This is a genomic window from Arthrobacter sp. UM1, from assembly GCF_020483305.1.
Taxonomy (GTDB): Bacteria; Actinomycetota; Actinomycetes; order Actinomycetales; family Micrococcaceae; genus Falsarthrobacter.
Window position 1 is genome coordinate 31727 of the sequence record NZ_JACWAB010000001.1, and the last position, 22091, is coordinate 53817.

Genomic DNA, 22091 nt, shown 5'->3' on the forward strand with positions numbered 1-22091 from the left:
CGGGGCGGGCAGGGGTCAGCTGTTGCGGCGGCGGAGGATGTAGGCGACGGCTCCGGCGGCGACGACGGCGGCCGCGGCTGCGAGGGCGCCGATCCAGGTGCGCTGGCGGGCCTCGGCCTGGGCCTGATCCTGGGCGTGGGCGCCCGTGTCGGCGCCGGTGACGCCGTAGGCCCCCGGGTCAGAGGACGGGGCCGTGCCCGTTCCGCTCGAGTCTGTGGTGCCGGTGCCGGTGGATCCGGTGCCGTTGGATCCGGTGCTGCTGGACCCGGGCGCGGGCGTCGTCGGCTGCGAGGCTGAGGGCGCTGGCGCCGTCGGGCTCGGCGAGGCCGCCGGCGTGCTCGGGGTCGGGGAGCCGGTGGGCGAGCCGCTCGGTGCGGGCGAGGTGGGGCTGGCGGTCGTCGTCGGGCTCGGGGCCGGGGACGGCGGGGTGGTGGCTCCGCCGGGGACGGTGATGGTGACGGTCGCCGTCGTGGTGTGGCCGTCGCGGGCGTCGGTGATGGTGTACGTGAAGGTGTCCGTGCCGGAGAAGCCGGTGTTCGGCGTGTAGGTGTAGGTGCCGTCGTTGTTGTAGGCCACCGTGCCGTGGGCCGGGGCGGTGTTGGCCGTGATGGCGCCCTGGGCGGTCTGCCCGATGGTGTCGTTGTCGGTCGCCTTGACGGTGACGGGGGTGTTCTGGGGCGTGGTGGCGGCGTCGTCGGCGGCCAGGGAGGGCCGGTAGACGATGATGTTCTGCACGGCCTGCGCCTGGCAGCCGTGGATCATCGGGTCGACGAGTCTCCCGCCATCAGCGCATTCCTCGTAGACCCATCCGCTGGACCCCGGAGAGCTCGGATCGGGGCGCAGAACGGGCTGAAGCTGCTCCGTGGCCACCTCGGGCACGGACAGGTGGTACTTGGCTCCCCAGATGGCGGAGTCCTGGCCCTCGGGCAGGAGCTCGTTGAGCTGCGAGTAGTCCACTCGACGGCCGTCGGCGGAGACAGCCAGATGTCCAGGACCATCGCTGAAGTAGACGATGAGGTCGTCCACGGCGCCGGGCCTCTGGCAGATGACGTTCTGTGCGTACGACTCGTCACGGGCGTTGAGCCGGAGGCCGTTGAATGCCGTCACCTGGGACAGAGGGTCGAAGGTGCCGCTCGCGCTGCTGGCCAGCGAGACGTACTGGTCCGCCAGCTGGGCCACGGGGACGTGTCCCCCGCCTCCCCCGGCTGGGCCCACGGTTCCTGCCCACCGAGCCGCGTCCACGGGCGGGGCCGTGACCATGCCCTCGCCCACGAAGGCGCACACGCAGTCTTGGCTGCCTGTTTCGCCCTTGGGGTAGAAGACGGACGAGCCCGGGCCGTCAGCGGTGGCGCCGGTGGGCGCCGGGGCCGGGGCCGTCAGAGTCGCGGGAGCCGCCAGGGCCGAGGGTGCGGCAAGGGCGGCCACGCCCACGCTCAGGGAGGCGGCGGCGAGGACGGTGCGGGCCTGGGACAGGAGGCGGGGAGAGGGGGACATGCGGTCTCCGGGGGATGCGGCTGCGATGAGGGATGCCGGGTGCAGCGGAGGGAATCAGTTGAGATGAATTCTATCCGTTTTTCTGTGATGCGGCCAACGTCCCATCCGGCCGCCGCCGCATTCGCCGGCGTCTTCGGGAGCCAAGGGGAGGAGGCGAGCGGGCCTCGGGGGCGCCGCCGGCTCGGCGCCTAGTCCGTCACCCGCTCGAAGTCCCAGGCGATCACGATGTTCTGCACCGGCTCCGCGCCGTTCTGGGAGGGCTGAAGACAGCCGACGGTGAAGAGGCGGCCCGCCTTGGGGGAGCGGCTCCACTCCTGGGAGAGGGCGGCGAGGGAGCCTGAGCCGGCTCGCCTCGGCGTCATGAACCCCGTGGCTCGGTACACGAGCCAGCGGGTTCCGGAGGCCTTGGTCCGGACCCGCATCTCGTCCCCGCGGCGGAGGGCGAAGGACTGCGAGCGCCAGTCGTAGAGGCCGTCGAAGGCTGCGAAGCCCTCCTGGGAGGTGTGGCCCGCGATGAGCGACATGCCCGCTGCGTGCGATCCCGGGAGCGTCCAGCTGCTGCCCGCGCGGGTGTAGGGGCATGCCTCGTCCACGGCGTCCAGCCGAGGCCAGATCGCGCCCTCCGCGTTGAGCGGGCAGGTCTCGTCCCGCACGACGACGCGGGCGTGCTCCCGCGTGGCCGGAGACGCCTCCAGACGGGGCCAGGCCAGCTCCAACGGAGCGCTCGAGGGGATGTCCCGCGAGACCGGGGTGAACGTGGCCGGCGGCGCTGTCGTCTTGGCAGCCCGGGCCGCGCCGGGAGAGCTCTCCGAGGCCGGGCGCGGGGTGAGCCAGTAGACGCCCCCGGCCGCGAGCGCGGCGAGGAGGAGTGTGATCGCCCAGAAGCGGACCGCTCGTGCCATGCGGCAGAGTCTACAGGCGCTCGAGTCGATGGCGGCCGGCGCGGGGTCCGCGGCTCAGCGCGTGAGGCGCGCGGCCCAGAATTGCGGCTGTCCCGGTGGGGCCCGTAAGCTGATTATCTGAAAACGAGTCGCATTAGAGTCCGCGTCCCCGCGTCGAGACGAAAGCAGTGATCCTCATGTCCCCGCTCCGGGCAAGCTCCCCGTCCGTCCTCTCGCGCCGCAGCGCCCTCTCCCTGTTCGGAGCGGGCGGTCTCGCGCTGGGCGTCGCCGGCTGCGGAGGCGGCTTCTCGGACGCGTCCGGCTCGGCCCAGGGCGGACGGCTCCCCGTCGTCGCCTCCACGGGCGTCTGGGCGGCGGTGGCCTCGGCCGTCGGGGGAGAGCGGGTGGACGCGAAGGCAGTCATCCCGGCCTCTCAGGACCCGCACTCCTTCGAGCCGACGGCCAAGGACCGGCTCGCGGTGAAGCGGGCGGAGGTCGTCATCGTCAACGGCGGGGGATACGACACGTTCATGGACGCGCTCGTCGCGGACTCGGGGAAGAAGGACACCCTGGTCAACGCCGTCACGGACTCGGGCCTGCCGGGCGCGGACGAGGCCTCGCACGCGGAGGAGCACGGCGAGGAAGACGGGCACAGCCACGCGCACGGTGAGTTCAACGAGCACGTCTGGTACAGCCTTCCGGTCCTGGGCCGCGTGGCCGACGCCGTCGCGGACGCGCTCGGGAAGAGGGACTCCGTGCACGCGGAGGAGTACACGAAGAACGCCGCGGCCTTCCGGGAGCGGCTCAGCTCGCTCGAGGCGCGGGTGAAGGACCTCCGCTCGGCCGCACGCGGCAAGAAGGCCATGCTGACCGAGCCCGTGCCGGGGTACCTGCTCGCGGACGCCGGGCTCAAGGACGCCACGGACGAGCGGATCCCGAAGGCCGTCGAGGACGGCTCGGACATCCCTCCCCGCGTGCTCGAGGCCGCGCGCCGCCAGCTCGAATCGGGCTCGGTGGCGCTCCTCGCCGTCAACGTGCAGACCTCCTCTTCGCAGACCAAGGCCCTCGAGGCGGCCGCCCGGAGCGCCCGGGTTCCGGTCCTCTCCTTCGGCGAGACGATGCCAGAGGGGCAGGAGGACCTCCTGGCCTGGATGTCCTCGAACGTCGACTCCCTGTCCAAGGCGCTCGGCCGTGGCTGAGGCGCAGACCGCGCTCAGCCTCCGCGATGCCTCCCTCTCCTTCGGCGGCAGGACGCTGTGGGAGGGCCTCTCCGCCGATGTGAGACCCGGCGAGTTCATCGCGGTCCTCGGAGCCAACGGCTCCGGCAAGTCCACGCTCCTCAAGGCGATCCTGGGGCTCCAGCCGCTCAGCGGAGGCCGGATCGAGGTGGGCGGGGCGCCCGCGCGCAAGGGCAACAGGAAGGTCGGCTACATTCCTCAGCAACGCCTCTTCACCGCAGAGACTCCTCTGCGCGGCCGGGACCTCGTGGGCCTCGGGGTCGACGGCGCCCGCTGGGGCCTGCCCCTGCGCGGCGCGGCGCAGCGCCGCCGCGTGGACGAGCTGCTCGAGCACGTCGGCGCCGCCTCCGTGGCGGACCGGCCCATCGGGACGCTCTCCGGCGGCGAGCAGCAGCGGCTCCGCGCGGCCCAGGCCCTCGCGTCCTCGCCGGAGCTGCTCCTCTGCGACGAGCCGCTCCTCAGCCTCGACCTCGCCCACCAGCGGGGCGTCAGCGATCTCATCGGAGAGCAGGCCCGCCGCGGCACGGCCGTGCTGTTCGTGACCCACGAGATCAACCCGATCATCCGGCACGTGGACCGCGTGCTCTACCTGGCCAACGGCGGCCACCGCATCGGCACGCCGGACGAGGTGCTGCGGACCGAGGTGCTCAGCTCGCTCTACGGGAGCCGAGTTGACGTGGTCCGCGTGGGCGGGCGCATCATCGTGGCCGGGGGCCAGGACAGCGCCCACCACGTGCACGGGGAGGGGCCCGGACACGGCCCGGAGGAGGCGATCGCGTGAGTCTGAACGACGTCATCTCCTTCCAGGACTACGGCGAGCTCCTCCAGATGCTCTACCCCTCGGTCATCGCCGGTGCGGTGCTCGGGGTCGTCGGCGGCGTCGTCGGCGTCTTCGTCATGGCCCGGAACCTCGCGTTCGCGGTGCACGGGATCGCCGAGCTCTCCTTCGCCGGAGCGGCGGCGGCGCTGCTCTTCGGCGGGAGCGTCGTGACGGGGTCCATCGCGGGCTCGGTCATCGCGGCCCTCGTCATCGGCTCGCTCGGGGTGAAGGCGCACGAGCGCAGCGCCGCGATCGGCGTCCTCATGCCGTTCGGCCTCGGCCTCGGCATCCTGTTCCTCTCGCTGTACCAGGGGCGCAGCGCCAACAAGTTCGGCCTGCTCACGGGGCAGATCGTCTCCGTGGACGGCCCGCAGACCGTCACGATGGCGGTGGGCGGAGCCGCCGTCCTCGCGGCGCTCGCGCTCATGTGGAGACCGCTCATGTTCGCCTCGGCGGACCCCGAGGTGGCCGAGGCCCGCGGTGTCCCCACGGGGGCGCTCTCGATCGCGTTCATGCTCGTCCTCGGCGTCACGGTGGCGCTGTCCATCCAGGTGGTCGGGGCGCTGCTCGTCCTCGCCCTCCTCGTCACGCCGGCGGCCGCAGCGGGCCTCGTGGCGAGCCGGCCTCGCGCCGTCGTCGGGCTCTCGGTGCTCTTCGCCGTGGTGTCGGTGTGCGGCGGCATCCTGCTCGCGCTCGGGTCCGTCGTGCCGATCAGCCCGTTCGTCACGACCATCTCGTTCGCGATCTACCTCGTCTGCCGCGTCATCGGCCGCCGCAGGGGGCGCGTCCGCCGCTGACCGGCGGGCCGCCACAGGCGCGGCTGCCCGGGGAGAGCTGTCCAGCGTCAGCTGCTCTGAGGGAGGGGCGGTCTCAGGACTCCCGCGGCTCGGTGCGGGCCTTGCGCTGGCACTCTCCGCACTCGCCGAAGATCTCCATGGTGTGCCGCACGTTGGCGAAGCCGTGCGTCTGCGCCGCGGCCGAGACGAGCTGCTCGACCTCGGGCGCCTCGAGCTCCACGGCCTTGCCGCAGCGCTCGCAGACGAGGTGGTGGTGGTGCTCGTCGGCGGCGCACTGCCGGTAGACGTTCTCGCCGTCCTCGCGGCGCACCGTGTCCAGCAGACCGTCCTCCGTCATCTGCGTGAGGATCCGGTAGGTCGTGGCAAGCGAGACCTTGGCGTCGTGGTCCACGAGATAGCGGTGCAGCTCCTGCGCGGAGACGAAGTCGGGGAGCGTCTCGAGGGCTTCGGCGACGGCGACGCGCTGCTTGGTCACCCGCTGTCCGGTGCTCGTGGTCATGGCGTCCACCCTACCAACGGCGGCCTGTGCGCACGGCGGGGGCCGCGTCTAGCCTGGGGGCATGAGCACCCTCACCCTGACGAAGCATGCGCACGCGCTCGTGACCCTCGAACGGGACGGCGCCAAGGCCGTCGTCGATCCGGGGAACTTCGCTTCGGACGCCGAGCTCGACGAGGCCTTCGCCGGCGCCACCCTCCTTCTCATCACGCACGTCCACCCCGACCACGTGGACGTTTCCCGCGTCGTCGAGCGCTTGGCGGCCCGCCCGGGGCTTCCGGTCCTCGCGCCGCAGCCGGTCCTCGATGCGCTCGAGGAGGCAGGGGCGGATCCCGCGGCCTTCACGGAGGCCACCGGGGAGGGGCGGCGGGAGCTCGGCGGGTTCGGGATCCGCGAGCACGGCGGCCAGCACGCCCTCATCCACCTGCTCATCCCGCTCGAGCGGAACGTGGGCTACCTCATCGACGGCGCCGTCTTCCATCCCGGGGACGCGCTCTCCATCCCGCCGTTTGCCCAGGAGGCGCGCATCCCCGTGCTCCTCGCGCCGACGTTCACGCCGTGGGCCCGCCTTCAGGAGGTCATGGACTTCATCGCGGCGGTCAACGCGGAGCGGGCCCTGCCCATCCACGACGGCCCCCTCACCGGGCCCGGCAGCGAGTTCGCCACGGGCGTCGTGGACAAGGTGGCCTCGCGGTACGCCACGCGGCTCGAGCACTGGGTGCCCGGGGACACCCGGACGGTGGAGTCGGGCCGGGGTCAGCGCTCCTCGAACAGCCCCGCGTAGCGCTCGCCCGAGTCGCAGGCGAGCGTGGCGATCGCGCCGGTCTCGCCCGCCTCGGCCATCTGCCGGGCGATCCGCATGACGCCCGCCGTGTTGGTGCCCGTCGAGGGCCCCGCGTCCAGCCCGAAGAGCGTGCGGTTCTCTCGCATCCAGGCGAAGGACTCCTCGTCCGGGATGCGGAACATCCGGTCGACGACGGCGGGGACGAAGCTCGGCTCGACCCGGGCCCGCCCGATCCCCTCGATCCGGGAGGGGCGGACGTGACGGTTCTCGTCCGAGACCTCGATGCCGTTCAGCTCGGCCCAGTGCGGGTAGAAGGCCGAGCCCTCGGGGTCCACGACGGCGAGGCGGCTCTCCGAGCCGCAGTAGCGGACGTGTCGGCCGATCGTGGCGCTCGTGCCGCCGGTGCCGGCTCCCACCACGATCCACGCCGGGCAGGAGCCCGTCATCTCGCGGGCTTGGGAGAGGAGCTCCTCGGCCAGGTTGTGGTTGGCCCGCCAGTCTGTGGCCCGCTCGGCGTAGGTGAACTGGTCCAGGTAGCAGCCGCCGGTCTCCCGCTCGAGCCGCTCGGCGGCGGCGTACACCGCCGTGGCGTCGTCCACCAGCTCGCACCGGGCTCCGTAGGACTCGACAAGGCGGATCGTCTCCGGAGACGTGCTCGCGGACATCACCGCGACGAAGGGCAGGCCGAGCTCCCGGCAGAAGTGGGCCTCTGAGATGGCCGTGGACCCGGAGGACGCCTCGATGACGGGGGTCCCGGGGCCGATGCGCCCGTTGACGAGGGCGCTGAGCAGAAGCGAGCGGGCGAGCCGGTGCTTGAGGCTGCCCGTGGGGTGCGCCGACTCGTCCTTGACGAGGACCTCGATGCCCGGGAAGCCGTCCAGGCTGTGCCGGGTCATGGGGGTGGGAACGGAGGTGTCCGCGTCCCTGCGGAGGAATGCCACGGCCTCGGCGACGAAGGTCCGCTCTGCGGTACTGCTCATAGTCCGATCCTTTCACGGGCGCCGAGAGCGGGGACAGGGGCCGGTGGCATGATGGGGGCCATGACACCCCAGGCGAAGTCGTCCCTGCCCAAGACCACCGTGGAGAAGGCCGCCCGCGAGCTCGGAGGGCCCCGGGAGCCCGGAGGCCGGACGGTCCCCGCGTTCGGCGGGGTCGCCGCGGACCGCCCGCTCGAGCGCATGGAGATCGAGCGGCGCGAGCCGGACGCGCACGACGTCGAGATCGAGATCGAGTACTGCGGGCTCTGCCACTCGGACGTCCACTCCGTCCGCGGCGAGTGGGGCGAGGTCCGCTACCCCTACGTCCCGGGGCACGAGATCGTCGGGCGCGTGAGGCGCGTCGGCGCCGAGGTGAGCGGCTTCACCGAGGGCGAGCGCGTCGGCGTCGGCTGCCTCGTGGACTCCTGCCGCGAGTGCGAGTCCTGCCGGGAGGGCCTGCAGCAGTACTGCACGGGCAGCGAGCTCGGGGGAGGCGTGCCCACGTACGGCGCCGAGGACTACCGCCACGGCGGCGAGCAGACCCAGGGCGGGTACTCCACTTCCGTCGTCGTCAACGAGGGCTACGTCCTGCGCATCCCCGAGGGCATGGACCCCGCCTCGGCCGCGCCCCTGCTCTGCGCCGGGATCACCACGTACTCGCCGCTGCGCCACGCGGGGGTCGGGACGGGCACGCGGGTCGGCGTCGTCGGCCTCGGCGGGCTCGGGCACATGGCCGTGAAGATCGCCAAGGCGATGGGCGCGGAGGTCACCGTCTTCTCACGCTCGGACGGCAAGCGCGAGGCCGCCCGCGAGCTGGGGGCGGACGCGTACGTGAACTCGAGCGACGAGCAGGCCATGAAGGGAGCCCGGCGCAGCCTGGACGTCGTCATCGACACGGTGGCGGCTCCGCACAGCCTGGACGGCTACCTCGCCGCCCTCGCCCGGGACGGGCGTCTCACCCAGGTGGGGCTGCCGTCCGAGCCCATGCCGCCGGTGAACCCCGCGCACCTCATCATGCGCCGCGTCTCCTACGGGGGATCGCTCATCGGCGGACTCCCGGAGACCCAGGAGATGCTGGACTTCTGCGCGGAGCACGGCATCGCCGCGGACATCGAGACGGTGGAGGCGGACGGCGTCAACGCCGCATACGATCGAATGGTGGCGGGCGACGTGAAGTACCGGTTCGTGCTCGACGTCGCGAGCCTGCGCCGCTGAGCACGCCCCGCCAGAGCCGAGGGAAGGACACACATGAGCACCATCTTCACCAAGATCATGAACCGCGAGATCCCGGGCCGGATCGTCCACGAGGACGAGCGCTGCGTCGCGTTCCTCGATATCGCCCCGCAGACCGAGGGACACGTCCTCGTGGTCCCGCGCGAGGAGATCGACCACTGGACGGACATGCCGGAGGACCTGGCCGCGCACGTCTTCGGCGTGGCGCAGCGCATCGGCAAGGCCCAGCGCCGCGCCTTCGGCTCGAAGCGCGTGGGCCTCGAGATCGTCGGGTTCGACGTCCCCCACGCCCACGTCCACGTCTTCCCCACGAACGAGATCGCGGACCACGACCTGGGCCGGGCCAAGCCGGCCTCGGACGAGTCCCTGGACGCGGCGGCGGAGAAGCTCCGCGCGGCGCTCGCCTGACGCAGAGCGCGCCTGACGCAGCGCCTGCTTGACGCAGAGCCCGCCTGACGCCGCGAGGCGGGGCCGCCGGCGGCTCAGAACCCCTTGAGCTGCTGGCGGACCCGCTTCTCCGAGACGGTGTAGGCGGTCCGCAGGGACTGCGCGAAGAGGCTGACCCGCAGCTCCTCGATCATCCAGCGCACGTGGGCCAGCCGCACCGGGACCGGCCGGGTCTTCGGCACGCGGGAGACGGCCGCGTCGTACTCGTCCTCGAGCGCCTGGACCACGTCCATCGAGGCCGCGTCCTTGGCCATCGCGCTCGGCGCCTTCTCCAGCCGCATCTGGGCTGCCTGAAGGTAGCGCGGCAGGTGCTGCAGCTGGTCGAACCCCGTGGCGGCCACGAACCCCGGGTACACCAGCTGCTCCAGCTGGGACTCGACGTCGGAGTAGAGGGGCACGAGCGCCGGCGTCGGGCTCTTCACCGCGATCGAGAGCGCCATCGCCCTCGCGAGCGTCTTCTCCACGATGGCCGTCACCTGGAACACCGTGTCGATGAGGTCCGCCCGCATCTCGTTCGCGAGCGCCCGGAACGCCTCCCGGCTGCGGGGCAGCCGCTCGGGCTGCCGCGTGAGGAGCTTGTCCACGGCGGCCTGCGTGCAGTCGTCCACGAGGCCCGCCACCGAGCCGTGCGGATTCTGGCTGAAGGTGAGGCGCTCGCGGTTGCTGAGGTGGTCCACCACGTACCTCTGCGGCGAGGGCAGGGTGAGCACGAGCAGGCGGATGAGCCCGGCCCGGTGGGCCGCCTCCGCCTCGGCCTTCTCCGAGAAGATCCTCACGCCCGCGGTCGCGCCGCCGCCGAGCGCCCGCTCGTCCACGAGGGCCGGGTATCCCGTCACCGCGTGGCCGGACACCTCGCTGCCGACCTGCGCGGGCAGCTCGGCCAGGTCCTCGGGCCACTGCGTCAGCCCCGAGCGCTCGCGGGCGGCCGAGTTCCCGCCCGGGCCGCCCGGCTTCGCCCCCGGCACCCCGGCCGCGGGGGCTCCGGGCTTCGGCGCTCCCGCGCCCGACGACGACGGCGTGCCCGACCGCCCCGCAGACCCGCTCGCCGCGGGGGAGTCCTTCCGACCGCCCTGGCCCTTGGGCCCCCGCCGCTTCTTGGCGCCGGAGACGTGGGCCTTGAGCTGCTCCGGGTCCACGGACGCCGCGATGGCGGTCCGGACCTGCGGTGCGAGGTCGTCCTGCAGCTGAGCGAGGTCCATCGACTCGCCGAGCATCCGCCCCTGCGCGTCGAGGACCCGGTAGGTCATGCGCAGGTGGGCGGGGACGCGGGCCCAGTCGAACGCCTCAGGGGCGAGCATGTGCCCCTTGAGCCGGCGGAGGGTCAGCGCGAGCGACTCGGGCAGGGAGTCCCGGGACGGATCGGCGTCCTCCGCGAGGCGGGCCACCGTCTGCCGGGCCACGTCCGGAGCCGGGACGAAGTGCTTGCGCTCGGACTTCGGCAGGGACTTGATGAGAGCCGTGACGAGCTCTTCCCGCAGACCGGGGATGAGCCACTGGAACGGTTTCGGGTCCAGCTGGTTGAGGATGACCACGGGGACGTGGACCGTGACGCCGTCGGCCGGGTTCGCCGTCGCGCCCGGCGCGACGGGGTGGAAGACGTACGTGAGGTCGAGGTCCACGCCGCCGAACGGCCACGTCTTCGGGAAGTCGGACTCGTCGAGGTCGTCCGCCCCCTCGCCGGCGGCGAGGTCCCGGTCCAGGTTCAGCAGCTCGGGGTCTTCGCGGGAGGCCTGCTTCCACCAGGAGTCGAAGTGGCGCTCCGAGACCACGGACTCGCCCACGCGCCGGTCGTAGAACTCGAAGAGGGCTTCGTCGTCCATCCGCAGGCCCGCGCGGCGGGATCGGGTCTCGAGCTCCTCGAGCTCGGCGAGCACGCCGCGGTTGTGGTGGAAGAAGCGGTGGCGGGTGGTCCAGTCTCCCTCGACGAGCGCGTGCCGGATGAAGAGCTCGCGGGCGAGCTCCCGGTCGATCCGCCCGTAGTTGACGCGCCGCTGGCTGACGAGCGTCACACCGTAGAGGGTCACCTTCTCATACGCCATGACGGCCCCGTTGCGCCGGGACCAGTGCGGCTCCGAGTACTGACGCTTGACGAGGTGGGGCGCCACGAGCTCCACCCACTCCGGCTTGATCGCGGCCACCGTGCGCGCCCACAGGCGGGAGGTCTCCACGAGCTCCGCCGCCATGACGAACTCGGGCTTCTTCTTGAAGAGCGAGCTTCCGGGGAAGATGCCGAACTTGACGCCCCGGGCGCCCTGGTACTCGCGCTTGTTCTCGTCGTACGCGCCGATCTGGCCGAGCAGGCCCACGAGGAGGCTCTGGTGCACCTCGTCCTCCCGGCCTGCCGGGTCCACCTCGCCGCCCGGGACGCGGATCCGCATCCGCTTGAGCACGGTCCGCAGCTGCTGGACGAGCTCCATCCACTCGCGCACGCGCAGGTAGTTGATGTGCTCCGCCTTGCACAGGCGGCGGAACGCGCTGGAGGAGAGCTCGGACTGCTTCTCGCGGAGGTAGGCCCAGAGGTTGAGCAGGCCCATGAAGTCGGAGCGGTCGTCGTCGAACCGCTTGTGGAGGGCGGTGGCCTTCTCCTTGGCGGACTCGTCCTGGCTCGGGCGCTCTCGGGGGTCCTGGATGGACAGGGCCGCGGCCAGCACGGTCATCTCGCCGAGGGCGTTCCGGTCCCGGGCCTCGAGGAGCATGCGCGCGAGCCGCGGGTCGAGCGGGATCTGGGAGAGCTGCCGGCCCAGGCGGGTCAGGCGCCCGTTCGGCTCGAGCGCGCCGAGCTCGCGCAGCAGGGCCACGCCGTCCGTGACGGCCCTCGACGCGGGCGGCTGGACGAACGGGAAGGCCGAGACCTCCTTGGCCCCGCGGGCCACGCCGATGCTCGCCATCTGGAGGATGACCGAGGCGAGGTTGGTCCGGAGGATCTCCGGGTCCGTGAACTCGGGGCGGGACTCGAAGTCCTCCTCTGAGTACAGGCGGATGGCGATGCCGTCGCTGACGCGGCCCGAGCGGCCGGAGCGCTGGTTGGCGCTCGCCTGGCTGATGCGCTCGATCGGCAGGCGCTGCACCTTGGTCCGCGGGGAGTACCGGGAGATGCGCGCGGTGCCGGTGTCGATGACGTACTTGATGCCGGGCACGGTGAGCGAGGTCTCGGCCACGTTGGTGGCGAGGATGATCCTCGGCGAGCCGCTGGGCTTGAAGATCCGGGACTGCTCCGCGAGGGACAGGCGCGCGTAGAGGGGGAGGATCTGCGTTCCGGCGAGCCGGCGGCTGCGCTCCACGTGGCCCTCGAGCATCTGGGCGGCCTCGCGGATCTCCCGCTCGCCGGAGAAGAAGACGAGGATGTCGCCGGGCGCCTCCTTCGAGAGCTCGTCGACGGCGTCGCGGACGCCGTCGAGCGGGTCCCGGTCCTCCTCGAGCTCGTCGTCCATGTCCTCCTCGGACTCGGCGACGAGGGGGCGGTAGCGGATCTCCACCGGGTAGGTGCGCCCGGAGACCTCGACGATGGGGGCCGGCTTCGGCTCGCCGTCGTCGTCCTTCTCGCCGTCCTCCGGAGCGAAGTGGGCGGCGAAGCGCTCCGGGTCGATCGTCGCGGAGGTGATGACCACCTTGAGGTCCGGGCGCTCGGGGAGGATGCGCTTGAGGTAGCCGAGGAGGAAGTCGATGTTGAGACTGCGCTCGTGGGCCTCGTCGATGATGATCGCGCCGTACCCGCGCAGGAGCGGGTCGTGCTGGATCTCCGCGAGGAGGATGCCGTCCGTCATGAGCTTGACGCGCGTCTGCCTCGAGGACTCGTCCGTGAAGCGGACCTGGTAGCCCACGGTCTCGCCGAGCTTCTCCCCGAGCTCGTCCGCGATGCGCTCGGCCACGGAGCGCGCGGCGATGCGGCGGGGCTGGGTGTGCCCGATGATCTTCCCGCCGTCGGCGAGCCCGAGCTCCAGCAGCATCTTGGGCAGCTGGGTGGTCTTGCCCGAGCCGGTCTCGCCAGCCACGATGACCACCTGGTTCCCGCGCACCGCCTCCATGATGTCGTCGCGGCGAGCGGAGACGGGCAGCGAGGCGGGGTACGTGATGTCCATGGCACGCGCCAGTCTAGTCGGCGGCGGCATCCCGCCGGCGGCGGAGCCGGCGCTCTCGCCGTCGGCGGAACCGGTGACCTGAACCGGTGACCGGAACGGGGACGGACGCGGCTCAGACGCCCGCGAGCAGGCCGTTGAGCGCCTCCGTCGTCGAAGGGTGCGTGTAGATCCCGTCGCGGAGGTCATCCGCGGTCAGCCCGTGCCGCATGGCCGTCGCGATGAGGTTGACCACCTCCTGCGCGTCGATGCAGAGCAGGCTCGCGCCGAGGATGCGCCGGGAGGCGCCGTCGACCACCACCTGCATGAACCCCCGCGGCTCGCCGACCGCCTTGGGGCGCGGCATGACCGCGATGTCCTTCACCTCGGCCCGCGCCACCCGCACGTCCCAGCCGTGCTCGGCGGCCTGCTCCCGGGCCTCGGCCGCGGTGAGGCCCACGCGGGCGAACGGCGGCGTGAGGAAGGCGGTGCTGGGCACCGGCCCGCGGTTCTCCAGCGAGCGGCCGCGCTCGCCGAGGCCGCGCAGGAGCTGGTCCCGGACGATCCGGTGGTCGTCGAAGGACGTGTACGTGAACTGCGGGCCGCCGTGGACGTCGCCCACTGCCCACACGCTGTCCGCGCTCGTGCGGAGGAAGGAGTCGACGACGACGGCGCCGCGCCCGTCCGTCTCCACGCCCGCGGCCTCGAGGCCGAGCCCCTCGGTGGCGGGCACGCGTCCCGTCGCGATGAGCAGGGCGTCCGCCTCGAGCGTCTCCCCGGGTCCGTGCTCGCCGCCCGCGAGGCGCAGCACCAGGGGAGAGGCGTGGCCGGCGCCCGTGTCCACGGACTCGACGGCGGCCCCGTGGCGGACGCGCACGCCGATGCCCGTCAGCACCTCCTCGAGCGCCGCGGAGGTCTCGGCGTCCTCGTGCGGGGCGATCCGCTCGCCGCGGTCCAGGACGGTGACCTCGGAGCCGAACTCGGCGTACATGTTGGCGAGCTCGAGGCCGATGAAGCCGGCGCCGAGCACCGCGAGGCGGGCCGGGAGGCGGTCCCGGTCGATGAGCTCGGTGCTCGTGAGGATCCGCGGGTCCTCCAGAGGCTTCTCCGGAAGGCCGGGGATCGAGGGGATGCGGGGGACCGAGCCGGTGCCGATGACCACGTGGTCCGCGGTGATCGTGAGCTCGTCGTCGCCCGCTGTGACTCGGACCGTTCGCTCGCCGGTGAAGCGGGCACGCCCGGTGACGACGACGGCGCCGGGCTTCTCCACCATGGCGAGGTTGGCCGCGTTCATCTTCTCCCGGAGAGCCCGCTTGCGCTCGAGGGCGGAGGAGTAGAGGGACTGGGCGTCCGCCTCGTCCGAGGCGCCCCGCCGGGACGCGCTCGCCTCCGCATCGTGGAGCAGGGTCTTGGTGGGGACGCAGCCGATGTTGATGCACGTGCCGCCGTACATCGCGGGGCTCTGCTCCACGAGGGCGACGCTGCGGCCGGCGGCGGCCAGGCCCATGGCGAGGGTCTTTCCGGCCTTGCCGAATCCGATGACGAGGGTGTCGACGTGCGAGGGCGCGTCCATGAGGTTCTCCTGCTCTCCTGCGGGACGGGGTTTCCAGCACATCCGAACACAGATCCCCGGCGGGGTATTCCCGCCGGGGATCGGAAGGCTCGGAGGCGGCGCCGTCCGGGAGAGGCGGCCCCGTTCGGGCGAGGGGCCGGATGCCGCCGGAGAGGCGCCGCCGAGTCAGTTGTCGGTGCGGTGGCCGCTCTCGCGGGCGTCGGTCTCCGCGCCGATGCCGTCGTCCCCGGGCTCGCCCTGGGCGCCGGCCTCGTTGAGGAAGGACTGCTCCTCCTCGGGGGACATGCCGATCCGCGCCTCGCGCTCGCTGCGGCCGTTGGGCTGGTTGGCGTCTTCTGCGTGGTTCGTGGTCATGCCTCGCACTGTACTCCGCGCGGCGGGCGGCGCAAGGGGCAGGGGGACGCACACAGAAAAGCAGCCGGCGCCCGTCACGGGCGCCGGCTGCTGGCGTGGTGCCCGCGACAGGATTCGAACCTACGACCTTCTGCTCCGGAGGCAGACGCTCTATCCACTGAGCTACGCGGGCGGGGCACCTCGACGAGGTGCAGATACGAGAGTAGCAGTTCCGCGGTCGGACAGCCTAAACGCAGACACCTAGAATGGAATCCGTGACTCCTGAACAGCTCTCTGCCGCCCTGTCCGCCGCCCTCCGCGCCGCCGTCGAGGAGGGAGCCGTCCGCCTCCCGGAGGGGGAGGAGGCCCCTGAGGTCCGCGTGGACCGTCCCAAGTCCCGCGAGCACGGGGACTGGGCCACGAACATCGCGATGCAGCTGGCCAAGAAGGCCGGGATGAGCCCCCGCGCGCTCGCGGAGGAGCTCGCACCGCGCTTCGGGCAGATCGAGGGCGTCGCCTCCGTGGACGTTGCCGGCCCCGGGTTCATCAACCTGACGCTGGACGCCGCCTCGGCGGGCCAGCTCGCCGCGGCCATCCTCGAGGCCGGCCCGGAGTACGGGCGCAACGAGTCGATGAAGGGCCGCGTGGTCAACGTCGAGTTCGTCTCCGCGAACCCCACGGGCCCCCTGCACATCGGGCACACCCGCTGGGCGGCGCTCGGCGACGCCCTCTCGCGCGTCCTCGCCGCTTCCGGCGCCGAGGTCACCCGCGAGTACTACATCAACGACGCCGGAAGCCAGATGAACGTCTTCGCCGGCTCGATCCTCTCCCGTCTGCGCGGGCGGGACGTGCCGGAGGGCGGCTACCCGGGCGCCTACGTCCAGGACCTCGCGGACGCCGTCCGGACGGCTCACCCCGCCGTGGACGAGCTGACGGACGAGGCCGCCCTGCCGGTGCTGCGCCAGGAGGGCTACGCCCTGCAGATGCAGGACATCAAGGACACCCTCGCGGACTTCAACGTGGAGTTCGACACGTACTTCTCCGAGACCACCCTCCACGAGGGCGGCCAGGTGGCCCAGGCCGTGGACCGCCTGCGGGAGCAGGGCCATGTCTACGACGACGGAGGGGCCGTCTGGCTGCGGACCACCGACTTCACGGATGACAAGGACCGCGTCATGATCCGCGCGAACGGCGAGCCCACGTACTTCGCCGCGGACGCCGCCTACTACCTCTCCAAGAAGGACCGCGGCTTCACGGAGAAGATCTACCTCCTCGGCGCGGACCACCACGGCTACATCGGCCGCCTCAAGGCCATCGCGGCCGCGGCGGGGGATGACCCGGCCGTGAACATCGAGGTCCTCATCGGCCAGCTCATCAGCGTCAACGGCGCCCGGCTCTCCAAGCGCGCGGGCAACATCATCGAGCTCAAGGACCTCATCGAGTGGCTCGGCTCGGACGCCCTGCGCTACTCGCTCGCCCGGTTCCCGGCCGACTCGCCGATGACCATCGACCCGGACCAGCTGCGCTCGCGGACCAACGACAACCCGGTGTTCTACGTGCAGTACGCGCACGCCCGCTCGAAGTCGGCCGCGCGCAAGGCCGAGTGCGCCGGCGTGACGGGCGAGGGATTCGATCCCGCGGAGCTCTCCTCCGCGGGGGACGAGGCCCTGCTCGCCACGCTGAGCCGGTTCCCCGCCGTCGTCGCCGAGGCCGCCCGCTTCCGCGAGCCGCACCGGATCGCGCGCTTCCTCGAGTCCCTCGCGGGCGCCTACCACTCCTGGTACGGGGAGAACCGCATCACGCCGGTCGGGGAGGCCGAGGTCGAGCCGTCCCATCAGGCGCGGCGCGTGCTCAACGACGCGACGACGCAGGTCTTGGCCAATGGACTCGAATTGCTCGGCGTCTCGGCGCCGGACAAGATGTGACTATGCCCCAGAACCCGCATCCTCTCGCCCCCGCCTGGCTCACGGAGCCGGATGACCTCACCGCACTCCGCCCCGCCGAGTGGGCCGGGGACGTCCGCCGGGAGAAGGAGGGGCCCGCCGAGGGGCAGCTGACCGCCGCCGGCGTGAGCGTCCGCCGGCTCGCGGAGGAGCACGGGACTCCGCTGCTCGTGCTGAGCGAGGCGGACGTGCGCCGCCGCGCCCGCGCCTTCAAGGAGGCCTTCGGGGCCGCGTTCCGCGCCATCGGCACGGAGGCTGACGTCTTCTACGCGGGCAAGGCGTTCCTGTCCGTGGAACTAGGCCGCTGGATTCTGGACGAGGGCCTCAACCTGGACGCCTGCTCGGCCGGCGAGATGCTCGTCGGCCGGAAGGCCGGCTTCCCCGGGGAGCGGATGGGCCTGCACGGCAACAACAAGTCCCGGGCGGAGATCCGCCGGGCCCTGGACTGGGGCGTGTCCCGGATCGTGACGGACTCGCTCGCCGAGCTCGCGCTCGTCGAGGAGGTCGCGCGGGAGGCCGGCGCGGTCGCGCCGGTCATGCTCCGGCTCAAGCCCGGCGTCCACGCCCACACGCACGAGGCCATCGCCACGGCGCACGAGGACCAGAAGTTCGGCCTCTCCATGGCGGCGGAGGGCGGCGGCCGGAGCGAGGCCCATGAGGCCGCGGCGCGGGCCCTCGCGAGTGACAGCCTCGAGCTCCTCGGCGTCCACGCGCACATCGGCTCGCAGATCTTCGAGCCGGCCGGCTTCGAGCTCTCCGCCACGAAGCTCATCACGTTCCTCGGGGAGGTCCGGGACGCCCACGGCGTCGAGCTCGCGGAGCTGGACCTCGGCGGCGGCTACGGCATCGCCTACACGGAGGCGGATGACCCGCGTCCCGTGGAGGACATCGCGGAGGCGAGCGCCGCAGTGGTCCGGGACATGTGCGCGGCCCTGCACCTGCGGGTTCCCCGCGTCTCCGTGGAGCCGGGGCGCGCCATCGTCGGCAGCGCCGGGTTCACGCTCTACGAGGCCGGCACGGTCAAGGACGTCCGCGTCGAGGCGGACGGCGGAACGGCGGTGCGCCGCTACGTGGCCGTGGACGGCGGGATGAGCGACAACCCCCGCCCCGTCCTCTACGACTCGGACTACACCGCGGTCCTCGCCTCGCGGGCCACCACCGCCCCTGCGGCGCTCTCGCGCGTCGTCGGCAAGCACTGCGAGTCGGGGGACATCGTCGTCAAGGACGTCTACCTCCCGGAGGACGTGCAGGCGGGGGACCTGATCGCCGTTCCCGGCACCGGCGCCTACTGCTGGGCGCTCTCCAGCAACTACAACTACCTGCCCCGCCCGGCCGTGGCGGCGGTGGCCGCGGGGGAGTCCCGCCTCATCGTCCGCCGCGAGACGGAGGAGGACCTCCTCGCCCGGGATCTCGGCTGAGCCCCTCGGCTGAGACGCCGGCTGGGCTCTCGGCGCGGCCGGCCCGCGCGGTGCTCCCGGATCCGCCCCCTCTCCACCCACGCTCGAGACCAAGAGAGAAGGACATGCCAACCACCACCCCGACCCTGAACGTCGTCCTCCTGGGATGCGGCACCGTGGGCGCGGAAGTCGCCCGCATCCTCGCCGAGGACGAGGCCGAGCTCACCGCGCGCACGGGCGCCCGCCTCGCGCTCGCGGGCGTGGGCGTCCGGGACACGTCCAAGGACCGAGGCCCGCATGTCAGCCCCTCGATCGTGACGGACCGGCTGGACGAGCTCGTGGACCGCGCGGACGTCGTCGTCGAGCTCATGGGCGGCCTGGACCCGGCCGGCGGGCTCATCGAGCGCGCGCTGCGGGCGGGCAAGACCGTGGTCTCCGCGAACAAGGCCCTCATCGCCGCCCGGCTCGGCCAGCTCTCCGCGGCCGCCGCCGAGTCCGGGGTGCAGTTCTCCTACGAGGCCGCCGTCGCGGGCGCCATCCCGATCCTCCGCCCCATCCGCGACTCCCTGGCGGGAGACCGGATCACCTCGATCATGGGCATCGTCAACGGCACCACGAACTACGTGCTGGACTCCATGACGACGACGGGCGCCGGGTTCGAGGAGGCCCTCGCCACGGCGCAGGAGCTGGGCTATGCGGAGGCGGACCCCACAGCGGACGTGGACGGCCACGACGCCGCGGCCAAGGCGGCCATCCTCGCGTCCCTGGGCCTGCACACGACCTTCCCGCTCGAGGAGGTCCACACCGAGGGCATCCGCAGCGTCACCGCGGAGGACATCGCCTCGGCCAAGGCGGCCGGGTACGTCATCAAGTTCCTCGCGATCGCCGAACGGGTCTCGCGGGGCGCGGAGGAGAGCGCCGCCGTCCGCGTCCATCCCACCCTCATCCCGGAGGACCACCCCCTCGCGAGCGTCCGCGGCGCCTTCAACGCCGTCTACGTCCAGGCGGAGAACGCCGGGGAGCTCATGTTCATGGGCCAGGGCGCCGGCGGCGCCCCCACGGCGTCCGCGGTCATGGGAGACCTCGTCTCCGCCGCCCGGCGCGTGGTGGCCGGCGGACCCGGACGCACGGAGACCGCCGACCGGGCCCTGCCGGCCCTCCCGTTCGAGCAGACCCGGACCCGCTTCGCGGTCTCCGTGGCCGTCGAGGACGAGCCGGGCGTGCTCGCGGACATCGCCCGGGTCTTCGCGGACCACGGGCAGTCCATCGAGTCCATGGTCCAGACCCGCGGCCTGGACGGGGAGCAGAGGCCGGTGGCCGAGCTCCGCATCATCACCCACGACGGGCTGGAGGGGGACCTCCGGGCCACGGTCGACGACATCCACGGGCTGCCGGCCGTCACCCGCCGCCCCACCTTCATGCGCGTAGGAGGAAACTGACATGGCCCACGTCTGGCGCGGAGTCGTCCGCGAGTACGCCGAGAGGCTTCCCGTCACCGAGGAGACCCGTGTGATCACCCTCGGGGAGGGCGGAACCCCGCTCATCGAGGCGCCCAAGCTGTCCGCGCACACGGGCAACCGGGTCCTCCTCAAGTTCGAGGGCATGAACCCCACGGGCTCCTTCAAGGACCGCGGCATGACCATGGCCATCACGGACGCGGTCGCCCGCGGCGCGGAGGCCGTGGTCTGCGCGTCCACGGGCAACACGTCGGCGTCCGCGGCGGCGTTCGCGGCCCAGGCGGGGATCACCTGTGCGGTGCTCGTGCCGAAGGGCAAGATCGCCCTGGGCAAGCTCTCCCAGGCGATCGCCCACGGCGCGGAGCTCATCCAGCTCGAGGGCAATTTCGACGACTGCCTCACGGTCGCCCGGAAGCTCTCGGAGAACTACCCGGCCTACCTCGTCAACTCCGTCAACCCGGCCCGCATCCAGGGCCAGAAGACTGCGGCCTTCGAGGTCGTGGACGTGCTCGGCGACGCGCCGGACTACCACTTCCTCCCCGTGGGCAACGCCGGCAACATCACCGCGTACTGGAAGGGCTACACCGAGTACGCCCAGGACTGGACGGCGGAAGACGGCCGCGTGCTGCCCGCCGTGTCCACCAAGCGCCCCGTCATGATGGGCTTCCAGGCTGCGGGGGCGGCGCCGCTCGTGGCGGGCTACCCCATCACGGAGCCGGAGACCATCGCCACGGCCATCCGCATCGGCAACCCCGCCACGTGGGACGGGGCCGTGGCCGCACGGGACGAGTCCGGAGGCGCCATCGACGCGGTGACGGACGAGGAGATCCTCGAGGCCCACCGCTGGCTCTCCTCCCGAGAGGGCGTGTTCGTCGAGCCGGCCTCGGCCGCAGGCGTCGCCGGTCTCCTCAAGCTGCACGAGGCGGGGCAGGCGCCGTCAGGCGCCACGATCGTCATCACCGTCACCGGCCACGGCCTCAAGGATCCGCAGTGGGCGCTCAAGACAGCCGACGGCGAGGACATCGAGCCCACCGTCGTGGAGAACGACGTCCACCAGGTCGCCACCGCCCTCGGCCTGGCATGAGCGGCTCGCCCAGGCTGCGCCTCGGAGCGGGCGTCGTCGTCGCATCGCCGGCCACGAGCGCGAACCTCGGCCCGGGGTATGACTCCCTCGGCCTCGCCCTGGAGCTGCGGGACCGGGTCAGCGTCTCGGTCTCGCGGGAGGGGCGGGGTGAGCCCCGCGCCTCCGTCGTCGTGCGGGGGCACGGGACGGGGATGCTCCCCGCGGACGAGAGCCACCTCGTGGCCCGCCTCATCCTCGAGGCCTGGGCGGAGCGCGGCGCAGACGTGAGCGGGCTGCGCCTGGAGATCGAGGCGGAGAACGTCATCCCGCACGCGCGGGGGCTCGGCTCCTCGGCGTCGGCCGCGGTCACGGCCTTCTCGGCGGCGGACGCGCTCTTCGCTGAGGAGGACCGTCTCGGCGCCGAGTGGGTGTTCCAGCGCGCGAGCCGCTGGGAGGGCCACCCGGACAACGTGGCCCCCGCCGTCTTCGGCGGACTCACCGTCTCCTGGCCGGAGGACGCGCCCTCCCGCGGCGAGGACAGGCCGCGGTTCCGCACCCACCGGGCGGAGGTGAGCCCTGGCGTGCGCGCCGTCGTCGGGATCCCCGGTTTCGAGGTGTCCACGGACGCCGTGCGGAGGGCCCTGCCGGAGGAGGTGCCCCACGGCGTCGCGGCGGACAACTCCGCGCGCGCCGCCCTTCTCACCCTTGCCCTGACCTCCGCCCCCGAGCTGCTGCTCGAGGCGACGCGGGACTTCCTCCACCAGGACGCGCGCGCCGCCGCGATGCTGCCCTCCCACGAGGCCATGACGAGCCTGCGCGCCGAGGGCGTGCCCGCCGTCGTCTCGGGCGCGGGGCCCACGGTTCTGGCCCTCGTCCGCTCCGATGACGAGCGTGACGCCGCGCTCGCCGAGTTCTCCCGGCGCGGCTTCGAGTGCGTGACGCCGGAGTTCGCCCGTGTCGGTGCTAGGGTGGAGGAAGCAGCCGCTTCCCGGTGAGCCCCTCAGAGGCGCGGGACGTGGCCAGATCCGGTTTTTGACGGGCACTGCGAGCCTGACACGCGCTGCCTTCGCCCTCCAGCTGAGCCAGCCGCTCCGGCGGCCTTC

General features: G+C 72.6%; 18 protein-coding genes and 1 tRNA gene. 11 read left to right on the forward strand and 8 right to left on the reverse strand.

The features are described from left to right. Positions 1 to 15 precede the first annotated feature (15 nt). Together H9I38_RS00160 and H9I38_RS00165 are read right to left on the reverse strand one after the other, a co-directional pair. Positions 16 to 1494: an Ig-like domain-containing protein gene (locus tag H9I38_RS00160; RefSeq protein WP_226336620.1), complete on the reverse strand. Its 1479-nt coding sequence runs from the start codon at positions 1492 to 1494 to the stop codon at positions 16 to 18. Positions 1495 to 1682: 188 nt separating this feature from the next. Beyond that, complete coding sequence (locus H9I38_RS00165; protein ID WP_226336621.1) at positions 1683 to 2396, reverse strand: hypothetical protein; 714 nt, start codon at positions 2394 to 2396, stop codon at positions 1683 to 1685. A gap of 176 nt (positions 2397 to 2572) precedes the next feature. Between H9I38_RS00165 and H9I38_RS00170 the strand changes: the two genes are divergently transcribed. From H9I38_RS00170 to H9I38_RS00180, 3 genes are read left to right on the forward strand one after another with little or no spacing between them, the layout of a single operon-like run. Continuing rightward, positions 2573 to 3574, forward strand: a complete 1002-nt coding sequence (locus H9I38_RS00170; RefSeq protein WP_226337298.1) for a metal ABC transporter solute-binding protein, Zn/Mn family — start codon at positions 2573 to 2575, stop codon at positions 3572 to 3574. Next, positions 3567 to 4394, forward strand: a complete 828-nt coding sequence (locus H9I38_RS00175) for a metal ABC transporter ATP-binding protein (RefSeq protein WP_226336622.1) — start codon at positions 3567 to 3569, stop codon at positions 4392 to 4394. Before H9I38_RS00170 ends, H9I38_RS00175 begins: the two co-directional genes overlap by 8 nt. Before the next feature lie 47 nt (positions 4395 to 4441). After that, entirely contained in the window at positions 4442 to 5230 is a 789-nt protein-coding gene (locus tag H9I38_RS00180; protein WP_226337299.1) for a metal ABC transporter permease, read from the forward strand. A 73-nt stretch (positions 5231 to 5303) separates the two neighbouring features. Here H9I38_RS00180 and H9I38_RS00185 read toward each other — a convergent pair whose 3' ends face one another. Further along, entirely contained in the window at positions 5304 to 5729 is a 426-nt protein-coding gene (locus H9I38_RS00185; protein WP_226336623.1) for a Fur family transcriptional regulator, read from the reverse strand. Between the two features lie 61 nt (positions 5730 to 5790). Here H9I38_RS00185 and H9I38_RS00190 point away from each other — a divergent pair, with 61 nt between their 5' ends. Continuing rightward, the gene (locus H9I38_RS00190) at positions 5791 to 6510 is read left to right on the forward strand and encodes an MBL fold metallo-hydrolase (protein WP_226336624.1); all 720 of its coding nucleotides are present in this window, start codon (positions 5791 to 5793) and stop codon (positions 6508 to 6510) included. Here the strand turns inward: H9I38_RS00190 and H9I38_RS00195 are convergent. Further along, the gene (locus tag H9I38_RS00195) at positions 6483 to 7490 is read right to left on the reverse strand and encodes a PLP-dependent cysteine synthase family protein (protein ID WP_226336625.1); all 1008 of its coding nucleotides are present in this window, start codon (positions 7488 to 7490) and stop codon (positions 6483 to 6485) included. The genes H9I38_RS00190 and H9I38_RS00195 overlap by 28 nt on opposite strands. Positions 7491 to 7550: 60 nt before the next feature. Here H9I38_RS00195 and H9I38_RS00200 point away from each other — a divergent pair, with 60 nt between their 5' ends. Together H9I38_RS00200 and H9I38_RS00205 are read left to right on the forward strand one after the other, a co-directional pair. Further along, positions 7551 to 8702 carry an NAD(P)-dependent alcohol dehydrogenase gene (locus H9I38_RS00200; RefSeq protein ID WP_413463491.1) on the forward strand — a complete coding sequence of 384 codons (1152 nt, stop codon included), beginning with the start codon at positions 7551 to 7553 and terminating at the stop codon, positions 8700 to 8702. Positions 8703 to 8735: 33 nt separating this feature from the next. Then, entirely contained in the window at positions 8736 to 9128 is a 393-nt protein-coding gene (locus tag H9I38_RS00205) for an HIT family protein (protein ID WP_226336626.1), read from the forward strand. 74 nt (positions 9129 to 9202) lie between these two features. Here H9I38_RS00205 and hrpA read toward each other — a convergent pair whose 3' ends face one another. From hrpA to H9I38_RS00225, 4 genes are all read right to left on the reverse strand, one after another. Next, positions 9203 to 13246, reverse strand: coding sequence for an ATP-dependent RNA helicase HrpA (hrpA, locus tag H9I38_RS00210; RefSeq protein ID WP_226336627.1), 4044 nt, complete (start codon positions 13244 to 13246; stop codon positions 9203 to 9205). Between the two features lie 112 nt (positions 13247 to 13358). Then, positions 13359 to 14837: a dihydrolipoyl dehydrogenase family protein gene (locus H9I38_RS00215; protein WP_226336628.1), complete on the reverse strand. Its 1479-nt coding sequence runs from the start codon at positions 14835 to 14837 to the stop codon at positions 13359 to 13361. Between the two features lie 123 nt (positions 14838 to 14960). Beyond that, positions 14961 to 15149 (reverse strand): hypothetical protein, encoded by a 189-nt coding sequence (locus tag H9I38_RS00220; RefSeq protein ID WP_226336629.1) that lies wholly within the window; start codon positions 15147 to 15149, stop codon positions 14961 to 14963. Positions 15150 to 15245: 96 nt separating this feature from the next. Further along, positions 15246 to 15321 (reverse strand) — tRNA-Arg (locus tag H9I38_RS00225). 82 nt (positions 15322 to 15403) lie between these two features. Here H9I38_RS00225 and argS point away from each other — a divergent pair. The 5 genes from argS (at position 15404) to thrB (ending at position 21983) form a co-directional block, all read left to right on the forward strand. Beyond that, complete coding sequence (gene argS, locus H9I38_RS00230) at positions 15404 to 17053, forward strand: arginine--tRNA ligase (protein ID WP_226336630.1); 1650 nt, start codon at positions 15404 to 15406, stop codon at positions 17051 to 17053. Positions 17054 to 17055: 2 nt separating this feature from the next. Beyond that, on the forward strand, positions 17056 to 18489 hold the full coding sequence (gene lysA, locus H9I38_RS00235) for a diaminopimelate decarboxylase (protein WP_226336631.1): 1434 nt from the start codon (positions 17056 to 17058) through the stop codon (positions 18487 to 18489). Positions 18490 to 18593: 104 nt separating this feature from the next. Beyond that, positions 18594 to 19907, forward strand: a complete 1314-nt coding sequence (locus tag H9I38_RS00240; protein WP_226336632.1) for a homoserine dehydrogenase — start codon at positions 18594 to 18596, stop codon at positions 19905 to 19907. Position 19908: 1 nt separating this feature from the next. Then, entirely contained in the window at positions 19909 to 21009 is a 1101-nt protein-coding gene (thrC, locus tag H9I38_RS00245) for a threonine synthase (protein WP_226336633.1), read from the forward strand. After that, positions 21006 to 21983, forward strand: a complete 978-nt coding sequence (gene thrB, locus H9I38_RS00250; protein ID WP_226336634.1) for a homoserine kinase — start codon at positions 21006 to 21008, stop codon at positions 21981 to 21983. Before thrC ends, thrB begins: the two co-directional genes overlap by 4 nt. Positions 21984 to 22091 lie beyond the last annotated feature (108 nt).